The 19,694-nt window shown below is 30.6% G+C and carries 19 protein-coding genes; 10 read left to right on the top strand and 9 right to left on the bottom strand.

Annotated elements, in window-relative coordinates:
* The first annotated feature begins 38 nt into the window (after window positions 1-38).
* Window positions 39-1,247, top strand: a complete 1,209-nt coding sequence (locus DMR38_RS11895) for a Tm-1-like ATP-binding domain-containing protein (RefSeq protein WP_127721526.1) — start codon at window positions 39-41, stop codon at window positions 1,245-1,247.
* Window positions 1,248-1,275: 28 nt separating this feature from the next.
* Complete coding sequence (locus DMR38_RS11890) at window positions 1,276-2,106, top strand: phosphoenolpyruvate hydrolase family protein (protein WP_127721525.1); 831 nt, start codon at window positions 1,276-1,278, stop codon at window positions 2,104-2,106.
* A gap of 159 nt (window positions 2,107-2,265) precedes the next feature.
* On the opposite strand, the gene DMR38_RS11885 is transcribed toward DMR38_RS11890, so the two are convergent.
* Window positions 2,266-3,375 carry a DEAD/DEAH box helicase gene (locus DMR38_RS11885; protein ID WP_127721524.1) on the bottom strand — a complete coding sequence of 370 codons (1,110 nt, stop codon included), beginning with the start codon at window positions 3,373-3,375 and terminating at the stop codon, window positions 2,266-2,268.
* A 474-nt stretch (window positions 3,376-3,849) separates the two neighbouring features.
* On the opposite strand from DMR38_RS11885, the gene DMR38_RS11880 reads away from it, so the two are divergent.
* Together DMR38_RS11880 and DMR38_RS11875 are read left to right on the top strand one after the other, a co-directional pair.
* A complete protein-coding gene (locus DMR38_RS11880) occupies window positions 3,850-6,267 on the top strand; it encodes a type IA DNA topoisomerase (protein WP_127721523.1) in 2,418 nt (805 codons plus the stop codon).
* A gap of 139 nt (window positions 6,268-6,406) precedes the next feature.
* A complete protein-coding gene (locus DMR38_RS11875) occupies window positions 6,407-6,853 on the top strand; it encodes a TM1802 family CRISPR-associated protein (RefSeq protein ID WP_127721522.1) in 447 nt (148 codons plus the stop codon).
* Between the two features lie 17 nt (window positions 6,854-6,870).
* Here the strand turns inward: DMR38_RS11875 and DMR38_RS11870 are convergent, their stop codons facing one another.
* From DMR38_RS11870 to DMR38_RS11850, 5 genes are read right to left on the bottom strand one after another with little or no spacing between them, the layout of a single operon-like run.
* Window positions 6,871-8,250, bottom strand: coding sequence for a HAMP domain-containing sensor histidine kinase (locus DMR38_RS11870; RefSeq protein WP_127721521.1), 1,380 nt, complete (start codon window positions 8,248-8,250; stop codon window positions 6,871-6,873).
* Window positions 8,241-8,903 carry a response regulator transcription factor gene (locus DMR38_RS11865; protein WP_127721520.1) on the bottom strand — a complete coding sequence of 221 codons (663 nt, stop codon included), beginning with the start codon at window positions 8,901-8,903 and terminating at the stop codon, window positions 8,241-8,243. The genes DMR38_RS11870 and DMR38_RS11865 overlap by 10 nt, the downstream gene beginning before the upstream one ends.
* A 37-nt stretch (window positions 8,904-8,940) precedes the next feature.
* Window positions 8,941-9,717 carry a lantibiotic immunity ABC transporter MutG family permease subunit gene (locus DMR38_RS11860; RefSeq protein WP_127721519.1) on the bottom strand — a complete coding sequence of 259 codons (777 nt, stop codon included), beginning with the start codon at window positions 9,715-9,717 and terminating at the stop codon, window positions 8,941-8,943.
* 1 nt (window position 9,718) lies between these two features.
* Window positions 9,719-10,480, bottom strand: coding sequence for a lantibiotic immunity ABC transporter MutE/EpiE family permease subunit (locus DMR38_RS11855; RefSeq protein ID WP_127721518.1), 762 nt, complete (start codon window positions 10,478-10,480; stop codon window positions 9,719-9,721).
* Window positions 10,477-11,196 (bottom strand): lantibiotic protection ABC transporter ATP-binding protein, encoded by a 720-nt coding sequence (locus DMR38_RS11850; protein WP_127721517.1) that lies wholly within the window; start codon window positions 11,194-11,196, stop codon window positions 10,477-10,479. The genes DMR38_RS11855 and DMR38_RS11850 overlap by 4 nt, the downstream gene beginning before the upstream one ends.
* Window positions 11,197-11,427: 231 nt before the next feature.
* On the opposite strand from DMR38_RS11850, the gene DMR38_RS11845 reads away from it, so the two are divergent.
* Entirely contained in the window at window positions 11,428-13,143 is a 1,716-nt protein-coding gene (locus DMR38_RS11845) for a methyl-accepting chemotaxis protein (protein ID WP_127721516.1), read from the top strand.
* A gap of 103 nt (window positions 13,144-13,246) precedes the next feature.
* On the opposite strand, the gene DMR38_RS11840 is transcribed toward DMR38_RS11845, so the two are convergent.
* The 3 genes from DMR38_RS11840 to DMR38_RS11830 form a co-directional block, all read right to left on the bottom strand.
* The gene (locus DMR38_RS11840) at window positions 13,247-13,768 is read right to left on the bottom strand and encodes a metal-dependent hydrolase (protein ID WP_127721515.1); all 522 of its coding nucleotides are present in this window, start codon (window positions 13,766-13,768) and stop codon (window positions 13,247-13,249) included.
* Between the two features lie 29 nt (window positions 13,769-13,797).
* The gene (locus DMR38_RS11835; protein WP_127721514.1) at window positions 13,798-14,322 is read right to left on the bottom strand and encodes a peptidylprolyl isomerase; all 525 of its coding nucleotides are present in this window, start codon (window positions 14,320-14,322) and stop codon (window positions 13,798-13,800) included.
* A 175-nt stretch (window positions 14,323-14,497) separates the two neighbouring features.
* Window positions 14,498-16,546: a methyl-accepting chemotaxis protein gene (locus DMR38_RS11830; RefSeq protein ID WP_127721513.1), complete on the bottom strand. Its 2,049-nt coding sequence runs from the start codon at window positions 16,544-16,546 to the stop codon at window positions 14,498-14,500.
* 349 nt (window positions 16,547-16,895) lie between these two features.
* Here DMR38_RS11830 and DMR38_RS11825 point away from each other — a divergent pair, with 349 nt between their 5' ends.
* From DMR38_RS11825 to DMR38_RS11805, 5 genes are all read left to right on the top strand, one after another.
* Window positions 16,896-17,246 carry a four-helix bundle copper-binding protein gene (locus DMR38_RS11825; RefSeq protein ID WP_127721512.1) on the top strand — a complete coding sequence of 117 codons (351 nt, stop codon included), beginning with the start codon at window positions 16,896-16,898 and terminating at the stop codon, window positions 17,244-17,246.
* 217 nt (window positions 17,247-17,463) lie between these two features.
* Window positions 17,464-18,246, top strand: coding sequence for a YdcF family protein (locus tag DMR38_RS11820; protein WP_127721511.1), 783 nt, complete (start codon window positions 17,464-17,466; stop codon window positions 18,244-18,246).
* 112 nt (window positions 18,247-18,358) lie between these two features.
* Complete coding sequence (locus DMR38_RS11815; protein WP_127721510.1) at window positions 18,359-18,796, top strand: MarR family transcriptional regulator; 438 nt, start codon at window positions 18,359-18,361, stop codon at window positions 18,794-18,796.
* A gap of 96 nt (window positions 18,797-18,892) precedes the next feature.
* Window positions 18,893-19,204, top strand: coding sequence for a 2Fe-2S iron-sulfur cluster-binding protein (locus DMR38_RS11810; RefSeq protein ID WP_127721509.1), 312 nt, complete (start codon window positions 18,893-18,895; stop codon window positions 19,202-19,204).
* A 24-nt stretch (window positions 19,205-19,228) separates the two neighbouring features.
* Window positions 19,229-19,690, top strand: coding sequence for an L-2-amino-thiazoline-4-carboxylic acid hydrolase (locus tag DMR38_RS11805; protein WP_127721508.1), 462 nt, complete (start codon window positions 19,229-19,231; stop codon window positions 19,688-19,690).
* Window positions 19,691-19,694 lie beyond the last annotated feature (4 nt).

The following is a 19,694-nucleotide window of genomic DNA, read 5'->3' as shown; positions in this document are numbered from 1 at the left end:
TATTAGGGAAGGATAAAGTTGTAGAGGAGGCTAAGTAATTGAAAACTATTGCTATTGCAGGAACATTTGACACAAAAGGTTCTGAATATTTATACGTAAAAGAATTAATTGAAAATTTGGGATTAGGTACTTTTACTATTCATACAGGTGTATTTGAGTCAACTTTTGAACCAGACGTGTCAAATAGTGAGGTAGCTGAGGCAGCAGGTGCAGATTTAAAAGATATAGTTGCTAAAAAAGATAGGGCATGGGCAACAGAAGTATTATCAAAAGGTATGGAAAAATTAGTACCTGAATTATATAAGCAGGGTAAATTTGATGGCATTATTTCTTTTGGGGGTTCTGGAGGAACTTCCTTAGTAACACCAGCTATGAGGGCATTACCTATAGGTGTACCAAAGGTTATGGTTTCAACAGTTGCTTCAGGAAATACGGAGCCTTATGTAGGTACTAGTGATATTGTCATGATGCCTTCTGTAGTAGATGTTGCAGGCCTTAATTCGATTTCAACAAAGATTTTTACAAATGCTGTATTCGCAATCGCAGGTATGGTTAAATTTGAAAATACAAAAGTTGTAGATAAAAAACCATTGGTTGCTGCAACTATGTTTGGTGTAACGACACCATGCATAACAGCTGCAAGAGAGTACCTTGAAAAAAGAGGCTATGAAGTTCTTGTATTTCATGCAACAGGTGTAGGTGGACGCTCAATGGAAGCTCTCATTGATGGAGGTTTTATTGAAGGCGTATTGGATCTTACAACTACTGAGTGGGCAGACGAAATTATTGGAGGGGTCTTAAATGCAGGACCTGATCGTTTAGAGGCAGCAAGCAGTAAGAGTATACCGCAAGTTGTATCTGTAGGTGCACTTGATATGTGCAACTTTGGCCCATATGATACAGTACCAGAGAAATTTAAGAAACGTAATTTGTATAAACATAACCCTACAGTAACACTTATGAGAACAAATGTAGAGGAAAATAGAGCAATTGCTGAAAAATTAGTTGAAAAATTAAATTTAGCTAAAGAAAAAACAGCTTTGTTTATACCTCTAAAAGGAGTATCTGGCATTGATGTAGAAGGTCAACCTTTTTATGGCCCAGAAGAGGACAAGGTTTTATTTAATACATTAATAAATAACGTAAACAAAAATGTTGTGGAAATAATAGAGATGGATTGTGATATTAATGATGTGAAGTTTGCACAAGCTGCAGCTCAAAAGTTAATAGATATGATGAAAAAATAGTAAATTTAAATTATAGGAGGAATTATTTATGAATACAAAGACAAGAAGCGAAATTATTGCAGGTTTCAAGAAACAAGTTAAAAGTGGGAAAGTATTAGTAGGAGTAGGAGCAGGAACAGGTATTACAGCTAAGAGCAGTGAGGCCGGTGGTGCTGATATGCTTATTATATATAACTCTGGAAGATATAGAATGGCAGGAAGGGGTTCTCTTGCAGGTTTATTATCCTATGGAGATGCTAATAAAATTGTAGTCGAAATGGGAGCAGAAGTACTTCCAGTTGTAAAGGATACTCCAGTGCTTGCTGGTGTTTGTGGAACTGATCCTTTTAGAGTTATGGATATATATTTAAAACAGTTAAAAGAGCAGGGATTTAGTGGAGTTCAAAATTTTCCAACAGTAGGTTTAATTGATGGTGTATTTAGACAAAATCTAGAAGAAACAGGCATGGGATATGGACTTGAAGTTGAAATGATTAAAAAAGCACATGAATTGGATATGCTTACAACGCCATATGTTTTTGATCCAGAACAAGCAAAAGCAATGGCAGAAGCAGGAGCTGATATTTTAGTTGCACATATGGGTCTGACTACAAAAGGTACAATTGGTGCTAAAACAGCACTTACATTAGATGATTGTGTTGAGAAAATTGAGGCTATAATTAAAGCAGGCAGATCAGTCAATCCAGATATTATGGTAATTTGCCATGGTGGACCTATTGCAGAACCAGAAGATGCTGAATATGTAATTCAGAGGACAGAAGGAATAGATGGTTTCTTTGGGGCATCTAGTATTGAAAGACTTGCAGCTGAGAGAAGTATTAAAGAGCAGACAGAATCATTTAAAGTAATAAAAAAATAATAATTTAAAGGCTAATCTTGTTTTTATAGACTAGCCTTGATTTTTTCTGAGAATGTTTTTTGAAATTCATCTAAATATGTATAAAAACGTAAATACTATGTATACGTGTTAAAAGGGAGACATACTAAATTAATTAGTATGCCACTTCTATTGTTATATTTATATGTTTAACTCTCTTCTAGGTATCCTAGATTTTGTACCTCTTTCTATTTCTTCTAAAGTTCTTTTATCCTTTGGATCTACAAATAGACAAGTACAGCCTTTTTCACCGGCCCTTCCTGTTCTACCAATACGATGTATATATGACTCTACATTTTCCGGAATATCATAATTATATATATGAGTAACTCCACTTATATCCAGTCCTCTAGCGGCAACATCTGTAGCTATCAAATACTGAATATCTGCATTCCTGAAAGATTTCATTATTCTTTCACGTTTTGATTGAGGTATATCACTATGCAGTTTTTTACAATTGTATCCACGTTGATATAGTGCAATTTCAAGATCGTCTACTCTTCTTTTAGTTCTGCAAAATATAATAGCCATAAATGGATTATCTTGATCCATAATATTACACAAGGCATCTTGTTTTTTTCTATCAGTAGTTTCTATTACATATTGTTTAATATTATTAAGTGTAACTTCTTCTTTTTTAATGGAAATCACTAAAGGGTCAATCATGTATCTATAAGCTAATTTTTTAACATCAGAATTCATAGTTGCAGAGAAACATAATGTTTGACGTTTTTTAGAGACTTCTTTTATAATATCTTCTACATCATTTTTAAATCCCATAAGCAGCATTTGATCTGCTTCATCTAATACTAATGTTTTTAATTTGCTAAGATCTATAGTCTTTCTATGAAGGTGATCTAAAAGTCTACCTGGAGTTGCAATAATTAGATGGATGTTTCTCTTTAGTTTTTTTAACTGAGAACCTATATTTTTCCCACCATATGCAGCTAAAATATTTACATTTTTAGCTTTTTTTAGTTTTAGAGCTTCTTCTGTTATTTGAATAGCAAGTTCTCTTGTAGGAGTTACAATCAGTGCTTGAGTTGAATTTATATTAGGTGATATATTTTGAAAAATAGGAAGCAAAAAAGCAAGAGTTTTTCCAGTACCCGTTTGTGCTTCAGCTATAACATCTCTTCCTTCTCTAATAAATTTAATACTCTCCTGTTGAATTGGTGTTGGTTTAGTAATACCAATGTGTTTCAATTCAGTTATTATATTTTCACTAATTTCTAGTTCCTTAAAATCCATTTTTTCATACCTTTCATTTCATTATTAATGTGTATTTTTAATTAGTTAAGTCAATTAATAATAGCATATTACTGCAATTAATACTAATGTTGTCCTTAAGTTTTTACATTATGATAGTACAATGGTATATTTTTATATGGGAACTTATTATTGATGATTATATTTAACTTAATTTTCGCAGTTTAAAAACTTTGCCAAGCAAAGCTTTTGAAAATAGCAAAGTTCGAATAACAAAGAACAGATAAAGATGATTTCCCTCGTACCTCAGGAAATCTATAATTTTAATATTTTCTGACGTTAGGAAGAAAATTATCCTTATTTGATATTTAAACTTTGAACTTTGTTCTTTAAAAATATTGCTTCGCAATTTCCTTGTTAAGTTAAAATTTTATATGTGTGAAATTTGAGTATTTAATAAATTATAATTTATTGTAAATAAAGTTAAAGACATAAATTTTGGAGGTATCAACTAAATTGAAGTCACTTATTATAGCTGAAAAACCAAGCTTGGCAATGAGTATTGTCAAGAGCATTGGTAATATGGAAAGAAATAATGGATATTTTGAAAATAAAAATTATATAGTTACTTTTGCCTATGGTCACTTACTTCAACTTTACGATGTAGATGATTATTTTGGAAGAGAAAAAACAAAGTGGACTTTGAAAGAATTGCCCTTTGTACCAAAAGAATTTAAATTTAGATTACGAAAAGATGAGGGAGTAAAAAAGCAATATGAAATAATAAAATCACTAATAAAAAGAAATGATGCAAAGGAGATAGTGAATTGTGGTGATGCAGATAGAGAAGGGGAAGTAATTGTAAATAATATAATATTTAGAGCTTTTGAAGAGGAACATGTTACCAAACCTATTAAAAGATTATGGCTGCCGGAACAAACAAGACAAACAATTATACAAAGTTTAAAAGATTTAAGAGATGATATAGAATATAAAAATCTATATGATGAAGGATTGGCAAGAACGTATTTAGACTGGAGTTATGGAATAAATTTAACAAGGTATTTAAGTATAAAATCGGGGTCATTTTTACCTGTAGGACGTGTTTTAATTCCTATTGTGAAATATGTATATGATAGAGATGAAAAAATTGAAAATTTTAAGCCAGAAACTTATTTTGAGATAGGCGCTGTCATAAATAAAGATAACTTACATATAAAAGCTAAATTAAAAGATAGAAAATTTGCAGCAAATGAAAGAGATAAAGCTGAAAAATTATTGAATAACTTGAAAGATAAAAAGGCTATAGTTGATAAAGTTGAAAAGAAAAAAGTTAAAAAGCAGCCGCCTAAGCTTTTTTCATTGGATACTTTACAAAATAAAATGTTTAAGGAAGAAAAAATGTCTTTGGATGATACTTTAAAGAATTTACAGAAACTATATGAAGAGGGATATACCACATATCCAAGGACTAATACAGAGTACCTGGCGGAAAATGAAAAAGATAGAATAAAAAGTGTAATTGCAGCAGTAAAAGAAAATTTTAATGTAGATATATCTTTTAAGGATAACAAGAAGATTTTTAACAGTAAAAAAGTAGAAAGTCATAGTGCAATCACTCCAACCATAAAAATTCCACGAAAGGAAAAATTATCGGAAGGTGAAAAAAAGGTTTATATTGCAATAAAAAATAGATTTATAAGTAATTTTTTAAATGAAGAAACAATAATAGAAGAAACTAGTGTAGTAATAAAAATAGATGATGAAATTATTCAATTAAAGGGAAATGTTATAAAAAGTCCTGGCTTTTTAAAATATGAAAAATCTAAAAAGGAAAATGAATTGCCTCAATTTGTAGAAGGAGAGGAGTTAGATACTAAATTTTCAGTAGATCAGAAAGAAACCCAAAAGCCTGGTAGAGTAACAGAATCTGAACTAAACAATTTCCTTAAAAATCCTTTTAAAAAGCAAGAGGTAGAAGATTTACAGGGTGAAAATGATGATGAAGAATATAAATTAATACTTGAAGGTTGTGAAATAGGCACTGTTGCAACAAGGGCAGGTATAATTAAAAATGCAAAAAAATATGAGTATATAAAAGAGCTCAAAGGTCACTTAGAGTGTGAGAATAAAGGTAAAAAACTTATAGAAGCACTTGAAAAATTAAAGATTGATTTAAATAAAGAAAAAACAGTTGAATTTGGTAAACAGCTTAAAAAAGTTTATAAGGATGAAATAGGAATAAATGAAATAATAGATAAAGTAAAAGATGAATTAAGTAGCATTGTTCAAAATGGTAATAAAATTAAAATAGAAAAGCTGTATCTATATAACAATAAATCAGACAGTAAAATTAAAATAGAAAGCATGGGAAAGTGTCCTGTATGCCATGAAGGAGAAGTTGTTGAAAATAAATCAGGGTATGGTTGTAATAGATGGAAAGAAGGTTGCAAGTTTTTTGTAGGCAATAAAATAGCAGGAAAAGAGATTTTAAAAACCCATGTAAAAAAACTTATTAAAGATTGTAAAACTAATGTCATAAAAGGATTTAAGAGTAAAAGCGGAAAGAAATTTAATGCTTCTCTGGTAATTAATAAAGAAGGCAAAATTGTATTTAATTTTGAAAATGAAGTTTTAGGAAAATGTCCATGCTGCGGACATGATATTGTAGAAGGTAAAAATGCTTTTGGATGCAGCAATTGGAAGGAAGGGTGTAAATTTACTATATGGAAAAATGATAAGTATTTGGCGTGTATGGGTAAAAAGCCTACTAAAACTATGGTTTGTGAACTTCTTAAGAATGGTAAAGCTAAAATTAAAGGTTTAAAAGGCAAAGATGGAAATATTTTTGATGCATATTTTATGCTAATAAAAAATCAGAATGAAAATAAGGATAAATATCCATATAAGTGGAAAATGATAATAACAAAATAGTAATTTTATATAACAAAAAGAAGGAAAACATGGTTATTTATAGAATAATAAAAGTAAAATAATTGATTATGTTCCTATATTATTTGAAGATATAGGAACATAGTGAGAAGCAAAAAGGGTATATGAAGGAGGAAAGGTTATGGATAGGGGAAGTTTCCATCTAAAGGGCGATATCAAAAATTATGTAGAAAAAATGGAATACGACCAAGAAGAAATAGCTATGTTTTTATTAGGTTATCTTATGGGAGAAATGAGAAATGCACAATGGAAAGATATTCATAAAAATTCTCAAAAAAGTTCAATTAATGCAGAAGATAGGGAATCTATATTTAACAAACTCAATTGTACCGGCATAAACGAAATCAAAATAATGGGACTTACTAAAGAAATTTTTGGAAAGCTAGAACAAGGAAAAGTGAAGGGATATACTAGGGCAATTTTTAATGAACTAAAGAGAATTCTAGATTTAGATATTAAAAAGTGGAAGATGAATAAGCAGCAAAATTTGTTTTATGTATTGTCCGGTTATGTATACAATACTGCAAGTATCATGTTAAGTGATAAAAAGGGGAAGAGGGCAGTTTGACATTTAAGTTTTTTGATCTACAGTTCTACAGGCAATGAAATTACAATTTGACCACCGCCCGTATATGCATCATTTTGTATATGAAGGCTGCCATTGTGTGCCCTAATTACTTTATCTGCAAAAGTTAATCCAATACCATAATGACCTGTTTGACTTCGGCTTTTATTATCAGTATAAAATAGTTCTGCAGCTTTTTTGAGTGCTTCAGGTGAAAAGCCATTTCCAGAGTCAGTAAATACAAAAGAAGTTAAATTGTTTTTAAAATGGACCTGTAAGCTTAAGGATGTTTCATCTGGAGTATGCTCAAGTGCATTTATAATGATGTTCATAAATGCTCGTTTCATTGAGGAAAAGTCAATGTTCCACATTAGTTCTTTTGGAATACTGATGTCAAGTACAAAATGAATATGACGGTTTCCAATAGAGGCTAGTGTATCTTTTTCAATTACATGTAAAAATTTATTTATATTGCTTTTTTCTTTATGCAGGGAAGTGGCTTGATCATTTTTAGAAGCTTCAATTAAAAGCTCGGTATAATGCTCTATTTCACCTGTTGCTTCTATGATTTCATTTGTATAATCTAATGCATTTTCGTCTTTTTGTGTAAGACTTAATAATTCTGCATTTCCTTTAATGACAGTAATGGGTATTTTAATGTCATGAGCCAATGCGCTAATTTGTTCACCTTTGTTTTTTTCTTGCTCAAATTGGCAGGTTAAGGATTTTTTAAGACTGCGGCGCAAACTATCTAAGGAATCCATAACTTTTTGATGTTCTATAAAGTAAGAATTTTGCACCTCAAAATCTAAATCTTTATCTTCAATTTTTTGAGTGATGAAGCTAAAAGTGTTTAATTCTCTTTTTATCTTATTTGAAAACTGCAGTGAAAGAAAATATAGTGTAATTAACAAAATAATAGTAAAAAGCAAAGTAATAGTTAATTCAGGATAAGGTATCAGATTCCGAAGAGCTGGGTTTGCAAATTGCATGATCAATTTGTAATGAATTACGCAGTATTCTTTTGGGCGCTCGATTACATCATAAACATTTCCGAAAAAGTCAGCTCCTGTAAACTGATGATTTTTAATACGTAATTTTACTTTTTTAATTTGGGACTTATTCATGGTACTTTTTTTTACATCTAAAGTTTGTTTGTCTAAAATTGTATATTTTAAATTTTCAGGTATTAATTCAGAAGGTACTTCTTTAGTACTTTTTATACTTGGTGTTACTTTTTCCACTAATTGCTCTGAATAGCTAGCTGGCAGCAGCATTTTATTATTAGAGATATAACTAAAAATAAAAAGTAAAGCAAGAAAAAGTATAATAAAAGAAAACCCCACTTTTAGGATAAATTTAATAATATAGATTTGAAAGGATGTTTTTTTTACTTCCACATGTATCCAACTCCCCACACTGTTTCTATAGGAAAACAATTATATTCTTTAAATTTATTGCGGATTAATCTTATATATTCAGTGATTACCGAAAATTGAGTGTCACTGTCCAAATCATAAATTGCCTCAAAAATTGCCTGCTTTGTAAATACTTTGCCTCTATTAAGTGCTAAAAATTCGCAAATATTATATTCATTTTTAGTAAAAGCAATGACATTATTATTGACCAGTATTTCCTTCTTATCAAAATCAATTGTAATATCACCATATACTAATTTTTTTGTTGATTTGCCGCGATTTTCACGTCTAAGGTATGCTTCAACACGAGCATTTAATTCCATTACTCCAAAAGGTTTTGCTATATAATCATCCCCGCCAAAGGCTAACCCTTTTACGATGGATGATTCGTCTGTTTTTGCTGTTAAAAAAATAATCGGAGAATCTACTGCACTGCGTATTTTCTGACAAAGTTCAAAGCCATCTATCTCTGGCATCATTACATCCAGTAAAATCAGATCATATCCACAAAAATCTTCTATAGGAATATTTTCTGGATTTTGAAGTGTAATTACTTCATGATGGTTTAATTCCAAAGCATTTTTTATCAATTTTAAAATTCGCCTGTCATCATCTACAGCTAAAATTTTTGCCATGTTTTACCCCCTATTATTTATATGATACTTTTATTGATTATTTTTGTCTACCTTCCCAAAAGTGAAAGGAAAGTATATAGAATATAATACAGCAAATTGTCATTATTACCATAGATATTAGCCCTGCATTTAGCCCATTTGGGGTATATGAGAAAAAAATTTCTTTTGGGAGAATTTTCCTTTGAAGCTTGTATTGAGACATAACTATAAAGTTTATAAACCGTATAGGCCACACCCAGGGCAAGAACATCCAAACACTATCTCCCTGTGCTGTAGAGGCTACAGCACAAATTATGACCCCGGCAAATCCAGCTATATTACAAACAGCTGTATTAAAATGATAAGCTAAAATTAAGTATAAACTATAGAGGAAAATAACACATAAAAATATGAAAGCCCCTGTTTTAAAATATAAAAGATAGTTTATGCTGTTTACACGCAATATAAGTTTCATGGATATGAAAAATAGTAATATAGCAAAAAATATAGCTCCCAAACACATTGTAAGTAACATGCACAGTTGACTTATAAAAGAAGTTGTTTTATGGGAAAGTTTGCTAAGCATTATTTGACAATGCCCAGCTTGCTTTTCTTGATCAGCAATTAGCGCGCAAAGTACTGCAGCAAGTAATGAAAAGGCAAACCCTATCAGTTTAAAAAAGTTACCAAATATCCCCAAATCACTTGATTTACCAAGCCTTGTAAAAGTCATAAGACAAACTAAGAGGAAAGGCAGTACAATATGTGCCCGGAGAAAAATACTGTGTTTATTTTTAAAAAATTCTGCTTTGTAGCTGTGCCAAAGTTCACTCATATTAACGTACCTCGCTTTTTTTAAATGAATAAGTGGTAAAAGTTATTAGAATTAGAAATAGAAAAATTCCTATTAAAATACCAACTGGAATAACTGATGAATTTAATAAGCTGCTTCCTGGTTGTAGGGGTAGTCCATTTGGATGGTAATGCAATATTGGACACTGCAGTCTAAGAGGGAAGGTCCATGGAGATAGCCACCACAAAGAGGAGGGGGCATAAGTTGCACCGAGCTCCATATTAGCTGCACAGGTTGCAAGTAATAGGACAAAAAGATTTATCTTTTTACTTAACCATAAGCATAGAGGAATTTGCCAGAGGGATGTAATCCAGCTTGTGATAATGGATATAAGACAATAGTAAAATGGTACACTATTTGTTTGTGTTCTAGTAAAGATCATATTTAATATAGTAAGAATTACACATAAAAAAATGGAGGATATCAATGTAAATGATGATAAAATTGTAATTTTAGATATCCAGCTTTTCTTTAAATCAATGGGAAAAGAAAAAATCGTCTTATAACCTGTGCTGCTTTGTTCAAGTTTGTGAAACATACTTGTAGTTAAAGCAATTAAAGCTGGCATCCATAATAATGACCAATGATTTACAGAAGTAAAAACAGAGTCAGCAGTGAAATATCCAAAGCCTAAAAAATCAAAAGTAAAGCTAAGAATAATACATAATATAGGCATAAAAATAAGTATTTTACGAAGCATAGTTCTTTTTGTTTTTAAATTTTCAGCAATTAGATACTTGTTCATCGGGCAATCCTTCTTCCTCTAGTAGTTTTTTCTGCGACACTCATAAATAGTTCTTCTAAATCTTCACCTGGATTAACTTTTCCTTGGTAACCTAATATGCCATGGCTCATAATTCCAACATAATCTACGATCTGCTCTACTTCTGCTAAAATGTGGCTGGATAGTATTACAGTCATCCCTTCCTCAGGAAAGGATTTTATGAGTTTCCGTAAGTCTTGAATACCAATAGGATCTAATCCATTAGTTGGTTCATCTAGTATGAGTAACTTAGGATGATTTAAGATTGCAGTGGCAATTCCTAAACGTTGTTTCATTCCCATAGAGAAATTTTTAGCTTCCTTTTTCCCTGTATCTGTTAAGTCTACAATTTTTAGTACTTCCTTAATACGTTTGTTAGGTAATCCTAAAAGGGTGGTATGAACTTTTAGATTTTCCTCTGCAGTTAAATTTCCATAAATAGGAGGCTGTTCAATTAAAGCACCAATATTTCTTAAATCCTTACGGGTCCATATATGACCATCAAAAATGATTTTACCTGAAGTTGGCTTTAACAGTCCTGTTAGCATTTTTAATGTAGTGGATTTTCCTGCACCATTAGCACCAAGAAGTCCGTAAATGTGATTCCTTGGAATTGAAATGTCAAGTTCATTTACAGCACAATCCTTTTTAAATACTTTCGTTAATTTTTGGGTTTCCAATAAATAATCTTTTTCCATAATTAATACTCCTTCCTTATGTACAAGAAGAGAATATCAAATAAAAATCAAAATTTTAACAAAAAAACAATGCTTTAAAATAAATTGTATTAATAAGTGAATTTAATATTAAGGTGTAATAAGATATAAAATATGAATACAAATGTAAAATATGAGCTCAATTGTAAAGTATTCCAGAAAAATATCGAATATTGAAATAGGTCGTTAAATTGTGAAGGGAGACGAATTTTAATGAAACAGTGGTTTAACAATTTAAAAATGGTTCAAAAAATAATGTCAATATCTATTTTAACATCTTTATTTATAATAATAGTAGGTATAATTGGAGGAGGATATATAAAACAAATAGGTAAAAATGCAGCTGATATGCATAATGAAAATTTAGTTGGTATAAATGATATTAGAGCTTTAAAGGACAATCAAATGGAAATTAGGGCAGATCTAATTTCTCTTGTATATAAAAGAAATAGAAATGAACTTGATAGTATAAAAAAGGAGATAGCTAATGCAAAAGAAGATAATACTAAAATTATGAATAATTATGAAAGTTCTATTACAAAGGATGAAGATAGAAAGTTATTTTCAGAACTAAAAAAGTCAGTAAATGAATATGGAGACATTTATGAGCAAGTTATAAACCTTGTTAGTGAAAATAACTACGATGAAGCACTTAAGATTTTCCCTAAAGTTACCCCCGTAAGGAAAAAAATGAATAGTCAAATAGATAACATGATTAATCTTAATGTTAAGTGGGCTGATGAGAAGGATACATCTAACGATAAAATGACAGCGAGTGCTTCCATTTTTATTGTAATTGTAACTGTTTTAGGGATGGTTGTTTCTGTCTTACTGGGAATACTAATAGCTAAGCTGATGTCGGAGGAAGTAAAGAAAATATTACAATTTGGAGAAGTTATTGGAAGAGGGAACTTAACACAAAAAATAGATGTTAAGAGTAACGACGAAATTGGTAAGCTTGCTGAAGCTTTAAACAAGTCAGCAGAGAATGTAAGAAATTTAATTTTACAAATTAGTAATAGTTCTACAGATATAAGTGCTTCTAGTGAAGAACTGTCTGCAACAACAGAAGAAGTTTATGCTAGCATAGAAACTGTAAATGAGTCCACTGAACAAATAGCAAAGGGAAATGAAAATTTAAGTACTGTAACGGAAGAAGTGGATGCTGCTGTTCAGAAAATAAACTCAACTACAGCTGAACTTGCAAATAAGGCTGATAACGCATCATCTTCAGTAAAGAAAATAAAAGCACGGGCAGCTGAGGTGAAAACTAAGGCTAAAGCAGATATAGAAAATGGAGATAAAATTTATAGTGAAAAGTATGATAACATTATAAATGCCATAGAAGCAGGAAAAGTTGTTGATAAGGTAAAAGTAATGGCTGATTCCATAGGAGATATAGCAGAACAGACAAGTTTATTGGCTTTAAATGCAGCTATAGAGGCATCTAGTGCAGGAGAACATGGTAAAGGATTTGCAGTAGTAGCGGAAGAAGTAAGGGGACTGTCAGAGGAATCAGCAAAGGCGGTTACACAAATTCAGGGTATGGTAGTACAAGTTCAAGATGCTTTTAATAATTTATCTAACAGTGCAAAAGATATACTGGAGTACATAAATGATAATGTAAAACCAAGTCAGAAACTGCTTCTGGAAACAGGTATAGCCTATGATAGGGATTCTGAATTTATGAATAATATGGCTGTAGGTATAGCATCAGCTTCAAACAAAATGAGTCAAACTGTAGAGCAAGTAACGGCAGCTATTGATAATATATCCTCAACTACGCAAGAATCTGCATCAGGATCTGAAGAAATATTAGGCAGTGTAAGTGAAGTTTCCACTGCAATACAGGATATAGCAAAATCTGCACAAACTCAATCGGAACTTGCACAAAATCTTGATGAAATGATTCACAAATTTATCGTATAGATATTTAAAAATTTATAAGTTCTAAGTATCATAAAAAAACATGCGAATATAATCGCATGTTTTCTTATCTGATGAATTACTTGATTTAGAATGCTGAATTTGATTAGAGTTTACCATTTCGTATGAATTCATTTAACCTTTTATTTTTTATAAGCTTTATAAAAAAATACATAATAATTACAAATCCTACTATCTCAGTTAGGTAATAGGAGGGATCTGTAAGAAGTCTTTGAAGTGTTCCTTCTGCCCAATTTCCTTCTGGTCTTTCAGGAAATTTGAATCCTAAAAATGGCCAAAAAAGTATTCCTTTATAAAGCTGCATACTGTCAAGCATTAGATGGATTGAGGTTGAAATTCCAAGTGTGAAAACACGGTTCCCTTTATTTCTTTTAATACGACCTATACCTATTAATAGGAGCAAAAGGGAAAATAAAAGGGTATGTCCAAATATACGACTATTATGGAAGGTATCTCTAAATAGAAATGCTCCTATGGGCTTATCTATGAGGTCAGGAAGTATTGCCCCAACAAGAACAAATCTATAATCAATTGTTTCTCTTTTACTCATCTTTTCATAGAATTTGAAAACTGCTGTTGTGGGGCCAAGGTGTCCGAAAAAAACCATATATTTATCTCCTAACCTAATTATTTATTTTAATCATTTGTCTTTTGTGGTTCATCGTATTCTTTGCCAAAAGTATCTACAGTTACGTTTTTCATCTTTTGGTCTTCATAAGGTTTATCGTTGTAATCTCTTTCTTGTGCTACGATTTCATCTACTGCATCAATCCCTTCTACAACTTTTCCAAAAGCAGCATACTGGCCATCAAGGTGAGGCGCATTATCTGTCATTATAAAAAATTGAGAGCCTGCAGAATTAGGAGCCATAGTTCTAGCCATGGAGATTACACCTTTTTCATGTTTCAAATTATTTTCAAAATTATTTGCTGAAAATTCACCCTTAATTGAGTAACCTGGGCCGCCCATTCCTGTACCTTCAGGATCTCCTCCTTGAATCATGAATCCAGGTATAATCCTGTGAAAAATTGTACCATTATAAAATCCCTTTTTAACTAATGATATAAAATTATTTACTGTATTTGGGGCGGTGCCGGGATAAAGTTCTATTTTTATTAATTTATCGTTTTCCATTTCAATTGTAACTATAGGATTTTTCATTTATGTTCCTTCTTTCATTAAATTTGTATGTATTTATACAATAAGTTTTATTACAGCTTCTGTCAAGTAAGTAATATGTTAAATAAGATGAACAATTAATAAGTTAAAAGAGGAACGTGCCTAGATTTAATTTACACTAATCTAGGCACGTTCTTTTATAATATGTTCAATTATTTTATAGCTTAAACGTATTTATATCTGAGCCTAATTTTACAGCCATATTAGATAAATTCTCTGATACTTCTGCTACTTCCTTCATAATAGCCATTTGTTCTTCTGAGGAAGCTGCTATACTTTGTATACTTTCTGATGACTCCTTAGAAATATCTGATATTTTGTTTACTGAATTAACCATATCCTGTATTGAAGTTGTAATTTGGTTTACTCCCTTAGCTACATATTGTATTTGATCAGAAACACTACTTATATCTTTTAATATTTCATCAAAAGAAGATCCTGTATTTTTAACTAAATTAATACCCACTTTAACTGATTTGCTGCTTTCTTGCATGGAAGTAACTGCTTTTTGAATTTCATTTTGTATTTCTTTAATAAGTACATTGATTTGAGTAGATGAATTAGATGACTGTTCTGCTAATACTCTTACTTCTTCTGCTACAACGGCAAATCCTTTTCCATGTTCTCCGGCTCTGGCAGCTTCTATAGCTGCATTTAAGGCAAGTAAATTAGTTTGTTCCGATACATCTATGATAATAGAACTTATATTTCCTATTTCTCCTGATTTACTATTTAATATATTTACAACTTTTGATAATACTGTAGTATTATTATCTATGATTTCCATTTGTTCTACAGCATTATTTACCACACTTGTACCTTCTTCTGCTTTTTTATAAGTCTCAACAGAATGATTTGTAACGTCTTGTACCTTTTCGGATATTTTATCTATATCTCCATAAATATTGGTCATACTATTTACTGTTTTATCTGCATCTGCAACTTGGCTGCTGCTGCCTTCAGCTATATGAGAAACGGATGTTGCTATTTGACTTGCAGTGGTTTCTGTCTGCTCCGAACTAGCAGCTAATTCCTCTGAAATAGAAACTATCTGTTCTATACTTTCAGAGACCCCTGAAATCATATTTTTTAAGCCTTCAGTCATACTATTTAAATTTTTACTCATAATATTTAACTCATCTTTTGTGTTTATTTCTAATGTTTTTGTTAAATCTCCCTTAGAAACAGCATGTACTAATTCATTAACTTTTGATATGTTTTTCCTAATTTGTCTACTAAAGCAGATTGCTACAAATATGCTTAATGCAATAATTATTAAAAATGTAATTATTGTTTTAAAAAGGAAAGATTTAAGTGGAGCATATAATTCTGATTGAGAAATAGTTATGGCTATTGTCCATCCTGTTTCTGGGACTGTAGTATAATATACTCTATATTTATCATTATTTTGGTAGAAAGTGTTTTCACCACTTTTCTGTTTTACAATGTCATTTCCAATAGCTGCTAAACTACTATTACTGTCATTTGAAATCTTAACTTTCATAATTTTGTTTTTATCTGGGGATGATATGTATGTTCCATCACTACTTAAAAGAAATGCTCTACCACTTGTACCAAATTTCATGTCTTGTATAGCCTTTTGTAGACTGGTTAAATCCATATCTGCTGTAGTAACACCAATAAACTGTTTGTTTTGATCGTAGAAAGGTGATGCTGCAGTAACCATGGTAACTTTACTAGTATCATCATAGTATGGTAGAGACCAAACTAAACTCTTATTAGTATTTTTTGCGTTTTTATACCAATCATACTTAAAATAATTATAAGTTTCATTACTATACTCATCTGTATATTTTACATTACCGTTATTTTTATATGCATAGGGACCATAGTATTTTTGGCTTGCACTATATTTATTTGGTTCATACCAGACTCCTGATCCATATGTTTCTTCATTAGTTTTTACAAAGTTTTCCAATAAGGATTTATAAGCATCTGGGCTGAAACTACTGCCTGAAGTCTCGGCTACCTTGGCCAGAGTTTCAGCTACTTTACCATTCTTTAATAGAAGTTTCTGCATATTTTCTACAGACTCGTGTAACTTGTAGTCCATTTTCTCATCAATTTGATCATTGATCATGTTTTTAGAATTAGTATATCCAATAAAGGATACTATAAATGTTCCAAGTAAAACTAATGGTAAGATACATGCTAAAATTTTTCCTTGCATATTCCTTAAATTCAACTAAATTACCCCTTTTCAAATGTTATTATATGGATTCTTTAATATTAATGTGGATTGCGTATATTATTTATGCTTTGTACATACAAAAGTGCAATTAGTTTAGTATTATAAAAACCCCTTTCTACCATATCATAAGGGAAATTTTAACTCAATTATATTTGAAAAGAAGTATATATTTTCAAATATATTGTAACAATTATGCTATACTTGTTAATATTTTTTAAAATTTAGTCATAAAATTGTTTATTGAGGGCTTTTATAAAATATAGAGATGCTATTAACTGCATAAAGTCAAATATTTAGAGCAAAATAAAATGTAGACATAAAAGTTTTAAGGAGGGTTTATATTATGAATTCAACTTTAATGGCTCCAAATGCTCAGTATCAATCATGTATTGATTCTTGCAATAAATGTATGCAATTATGTGAGGAATGTTTCAGAATGTGTCTGTCAGAGCCAGATGTAAAGGCAAGAGAACATTGTATAGTTGATTTAGTTGATTGTGCAGAAATTTGTAGAACAGCTGCAACTGCCATGGCTAGAAGAGGATATCATGTAAATGATATTTGCAATTTGTGTGCAACAACTTGTGATGAATGTGCATCAGAATGCAGCAAATTCAATGATGAACACTGTAGAATGTGCGCAGATGCATGTCGTCAATGTGCTGATGAGTGCAGAAGAATGAGTACTATGTAAAAATAATTTATTGATAAAGCATAGTCACAAAAAAGAAACCTCTTTGTGTTTTCACGAAGAGGTTTTTTGTAGTATTTTTATTAAACATTATATCTTTATTATTATAATTGCTTTGATATAGTATATAATGAAAATGTGTAAAAATGAAAAATCTAGTAAATATAATTTTGGAGGGATATTTAGTAGTAAAATATTATGTTTTAGGATGGTGTTTAGCGTGAAAAATTTAAAAGATCACAAGGGTATAGGATACCTTTTAGTTGCCTTTGGAATAGTAAACATACTATATTTTATTAGTTGTTTCATAGTATTTAGCAGGTTTGTGAATTTTTCAGAATTTTTTGTTATGTTCGGAATTGTTTGTGTAATCCTAGGAATTTATAAAATAAAGTTTTATGAAAATAATTTTAATAAAGTGGTGAAAAGATTTTTGACAGTTTTAAAAGTTTTTATATCCATAATTGCTATTTCATTTATTTTTGTTGAAGGATGCATTTTTGTAAGTGCTAATGAAGGTCATAATAAGAAACCTGATTATATTATGATTTTAGGTGGTGGGATCAGCGGAAGAAATATGCTTCTAGTTCAGCTTCAGAGGACTCAAGAAGCACTTAAATATATAGAACAAAATCCAGGCATAAAAGTCATTGCTTCAGGGGGACAGGGACGTGGAGAAGATATATCGGAAGCAGAAGCTATGAGGATATACCTTGTTCAGCATGGAGTAAAGAATGAAGATATAATAAAGGAAGAAAAATCCAAAAATACTTTGGAAAATATGAAATATACTAGGGAGATTTTGAAGAAAATAGATGGTAGGAAAAATATACAATTAGCTGTTATTACAAGTAATTTTCATGTTTTTAGAGCTAAGTTTTTAGCTAAAAGATATGGCTTTCGAGTTGAGGGTGTTCCTGCCCCTGTAAACTATTTGCTGCTGCCTAATTATTGTGTAAGAGAATATTTTGGGGTTGTTAAATCTTTTATTTTTGATAGATAGAATATATTAAAGTAATTGATAAAAAATCATAAAATTTTCTTGACAAATTTCATAACATGTTTTACTATTGTTACATAACATAAATATTACGAAGTAAGGAAGAAAATGCGCTATGATAAAAGATGAGGACATTAAAATTGTTGATAAAGCTATACATGAACTGATATATAAAATGATTAACAGTAAATTTTTAAATGATTATTCAGATAAAACAAAAAAAATATCTATGCTTGATTTTAGAGTTCTAAGAGTAGTAGCAGAAAACCCAGGAAAACAGATAAAGGATTTACTTAATATATTGCAAATCCCTAATAGTACACTTACAAGCGTTATAAATCGTCTTGAAAAGCGTGGAATTGTAAAGAGAGTTATAAGTCCAGAAGATAGACGCTCATTTAATCTTGAAATCACTGATGAAGGCAAAATTGTTCAAGGAGAACATATGAAGTTTGATTATGAAATTGCTAAAAAATACTTGGAAGCAACAGAAAATGATCAGGAAAAACAATTTCTCATTAAATTTTTAAGGAGATTAGCAAAGTCTTTGTAAAAAATTTGTTTGAATTCAAACAAATTTTTTTTAATAAATTATTACGAACTATAAAATATTTAGCTTTCAAAAATTTTATTAATTGGAGGTATTAAAATGAAAGTAAAAGTATATCGATTTGAACCAACAGTAGAAGAAGGTGAACATTATGACTGTTTTGATGTTCCAGTAATTTTTGAAGAAAAGTGGACTGTAATGAATGTTCTCGATTATATTCAGGAACATTGTGACAGCAGTTTGAGCTATTACAAACACAGTGCCTGTGGCCATGGAATTTGTGGAAGATGCACTCTTATGGTTGATGGTACTCCTTCTCTTGCATGTACACATGTAATAGAGAAGGGCGATGAAATTGTCCTTGAGCCTTTAAAAGGGAGAAAAAAAGTAAAGGATTTGGTTACTATATAAAAAATATAGGAGGAGGTAAATAAAATGAGTAATTTAAAAAGTAATGAGGAACCAGCAGTTAAATTTGCAAAGCTTATGGCTGAACTGTATTATTTTATGGCACAGGAAATGGTTGAGAGAATGGGAGAAGAAAATGGAAAAGATGCAATTTTATCTGCAGTTAAGAAGTTTGGCAAAGCAAGGGTAGATGCGATGAAAGCTGAAGCAAAGGAAAAAGGTTTGGATTTAAATAATCCTAGAACCTATGCTGCCGTTAGAGATATGCCTTCAAATGGCTGGAAATATTCAGATAATGATCAATCAGAAATTACTTATTGTCCTATGGGGGACATATGGTCACAATATGGGAAAGCTGGTATGGAGTTAGGACATCTATATTGTGAAATAGATCATATTTTGTTTGAGGCTTTTGGTATGAAACTGGAGAGACCATATTGCATTGCAAAAGGTGATAAAATTTGTAAATTTAATCTAAAAATGTTATAAAAAT

Origin of the sequence: Clostridium sp. AWRP (genome assembly GCF_004006395.2) — a bacterium.
Classification (GTDB): domain Bacteria; phylum Bacillota; class Clostridia; order Clostridiales; family Clostridiaceae; genus Clostridium_B.
Note: the sequence above shows the minus strand (reverse complement) of the source record. Positions and strands in the feature narration are given on the sequence as shown.

Excerpts from the sequence above, each read along its gene's own strand:
- DMR38_RS11890 (WP_127721525.1), top strand. The coding sequence starts at position 1,276 with ATGAATACAAAGACAAGAAGCGAAATTATTGCAGGTTTCAAGAAACAA.
- DMR38_RS11885 (WP_127721524.1), bottom strand. The coding sequence starts at position 3,375 with ATGGATTTTAAGGAACTAGAAATTAGTGAAAATATAATAACTGAATTG.
- DMR38_RS11875 (WP_127721522.1), top strand. The coding sequence starts at position 6,407 with ATGGATAGGGGAAGTTTCCATCTAAAGGGCGATATCAAAAATTATGTA.
- DMR38_RS11865 (WP_127721520.1), bottom strand. The coding sequence starts at position 8,903 with ATGGCAAAAATTTTAGCTGTAGATGATGACAGGCGAATTTTAAAATTG.
- DMR38_RS11860 (WP_127721519.1), bottom strand. The coding sequence starts at position 9,717 with ATGAGTGAACTTTGGCACAGCTACAAAGCAGAATTTTTTAAAAATAAA.
- DMR38_RS11855 (WP_127721518.1), bottom strand. The coding sequence starts at position 10,480 with ATGAACAAGTATCTAATTGCTGAAAATTTAAAAACAAAAAGAACTATG.
- DMR38_RS11850 (WP_127721517.1), bottom strand. The coding sequence starts at position 11,196 with ATGGAAAAAGATTATTTATTGGAAACCCAAAAATTAACGAAAGTATTT.
- DMR38_RS11845 (WP_127721516.1), top strand. The coding sequence starts at position 11,428 with ATGAAACAGTGGTTTAACAATTTAAAAATGGTTCAAAAAATAATGTCA.
- DMR38_RS11840 (WP_127721515.1), bottom strand. The coding sequence starts at position 13,768 with ATGGTTTTTTTCGGACACCTTGGCCCCACAACAGCAGTTTTCAAATTC.
- DMR38_RS11835 (WP_127721514.1), bottom strand. The coding sequence starts at position 14,322 with ATGAAAAATCCTATAGTTACAATTGAAATGGAAAACGATAAATTAATA.
- DMR38_RS11825 (WP_127721512.1), top strand. The coding sequence starts at position 16,896 with ATGAATTCAACTTTAATGGCTCCAAATGCTCAGTATCAATCATGTATT.
- DMR38_RS11815 (WP_127721510.1), top strand. The coding sequence starts at position 18,359 with ATGATAAAAGATGAGGACATTAAAATTGTTGATAAAGCTATACATGAA.
- DMR38_RS11810 (WP_127721509.1), top strand. The coding sequence starts at position 18,893 with ATGAAAGTAAAAGTATATCGATTTGAACCAACAGTAGAAGAAGGTGAA.
- DMR38_RS11805 (WP_127721508.1), top strand. The coding sequence starts at position 19,229 with ATGAGTAATTTAAAAAGTAATGAGGAACCAGCAGTTAAATTTGCAAAG.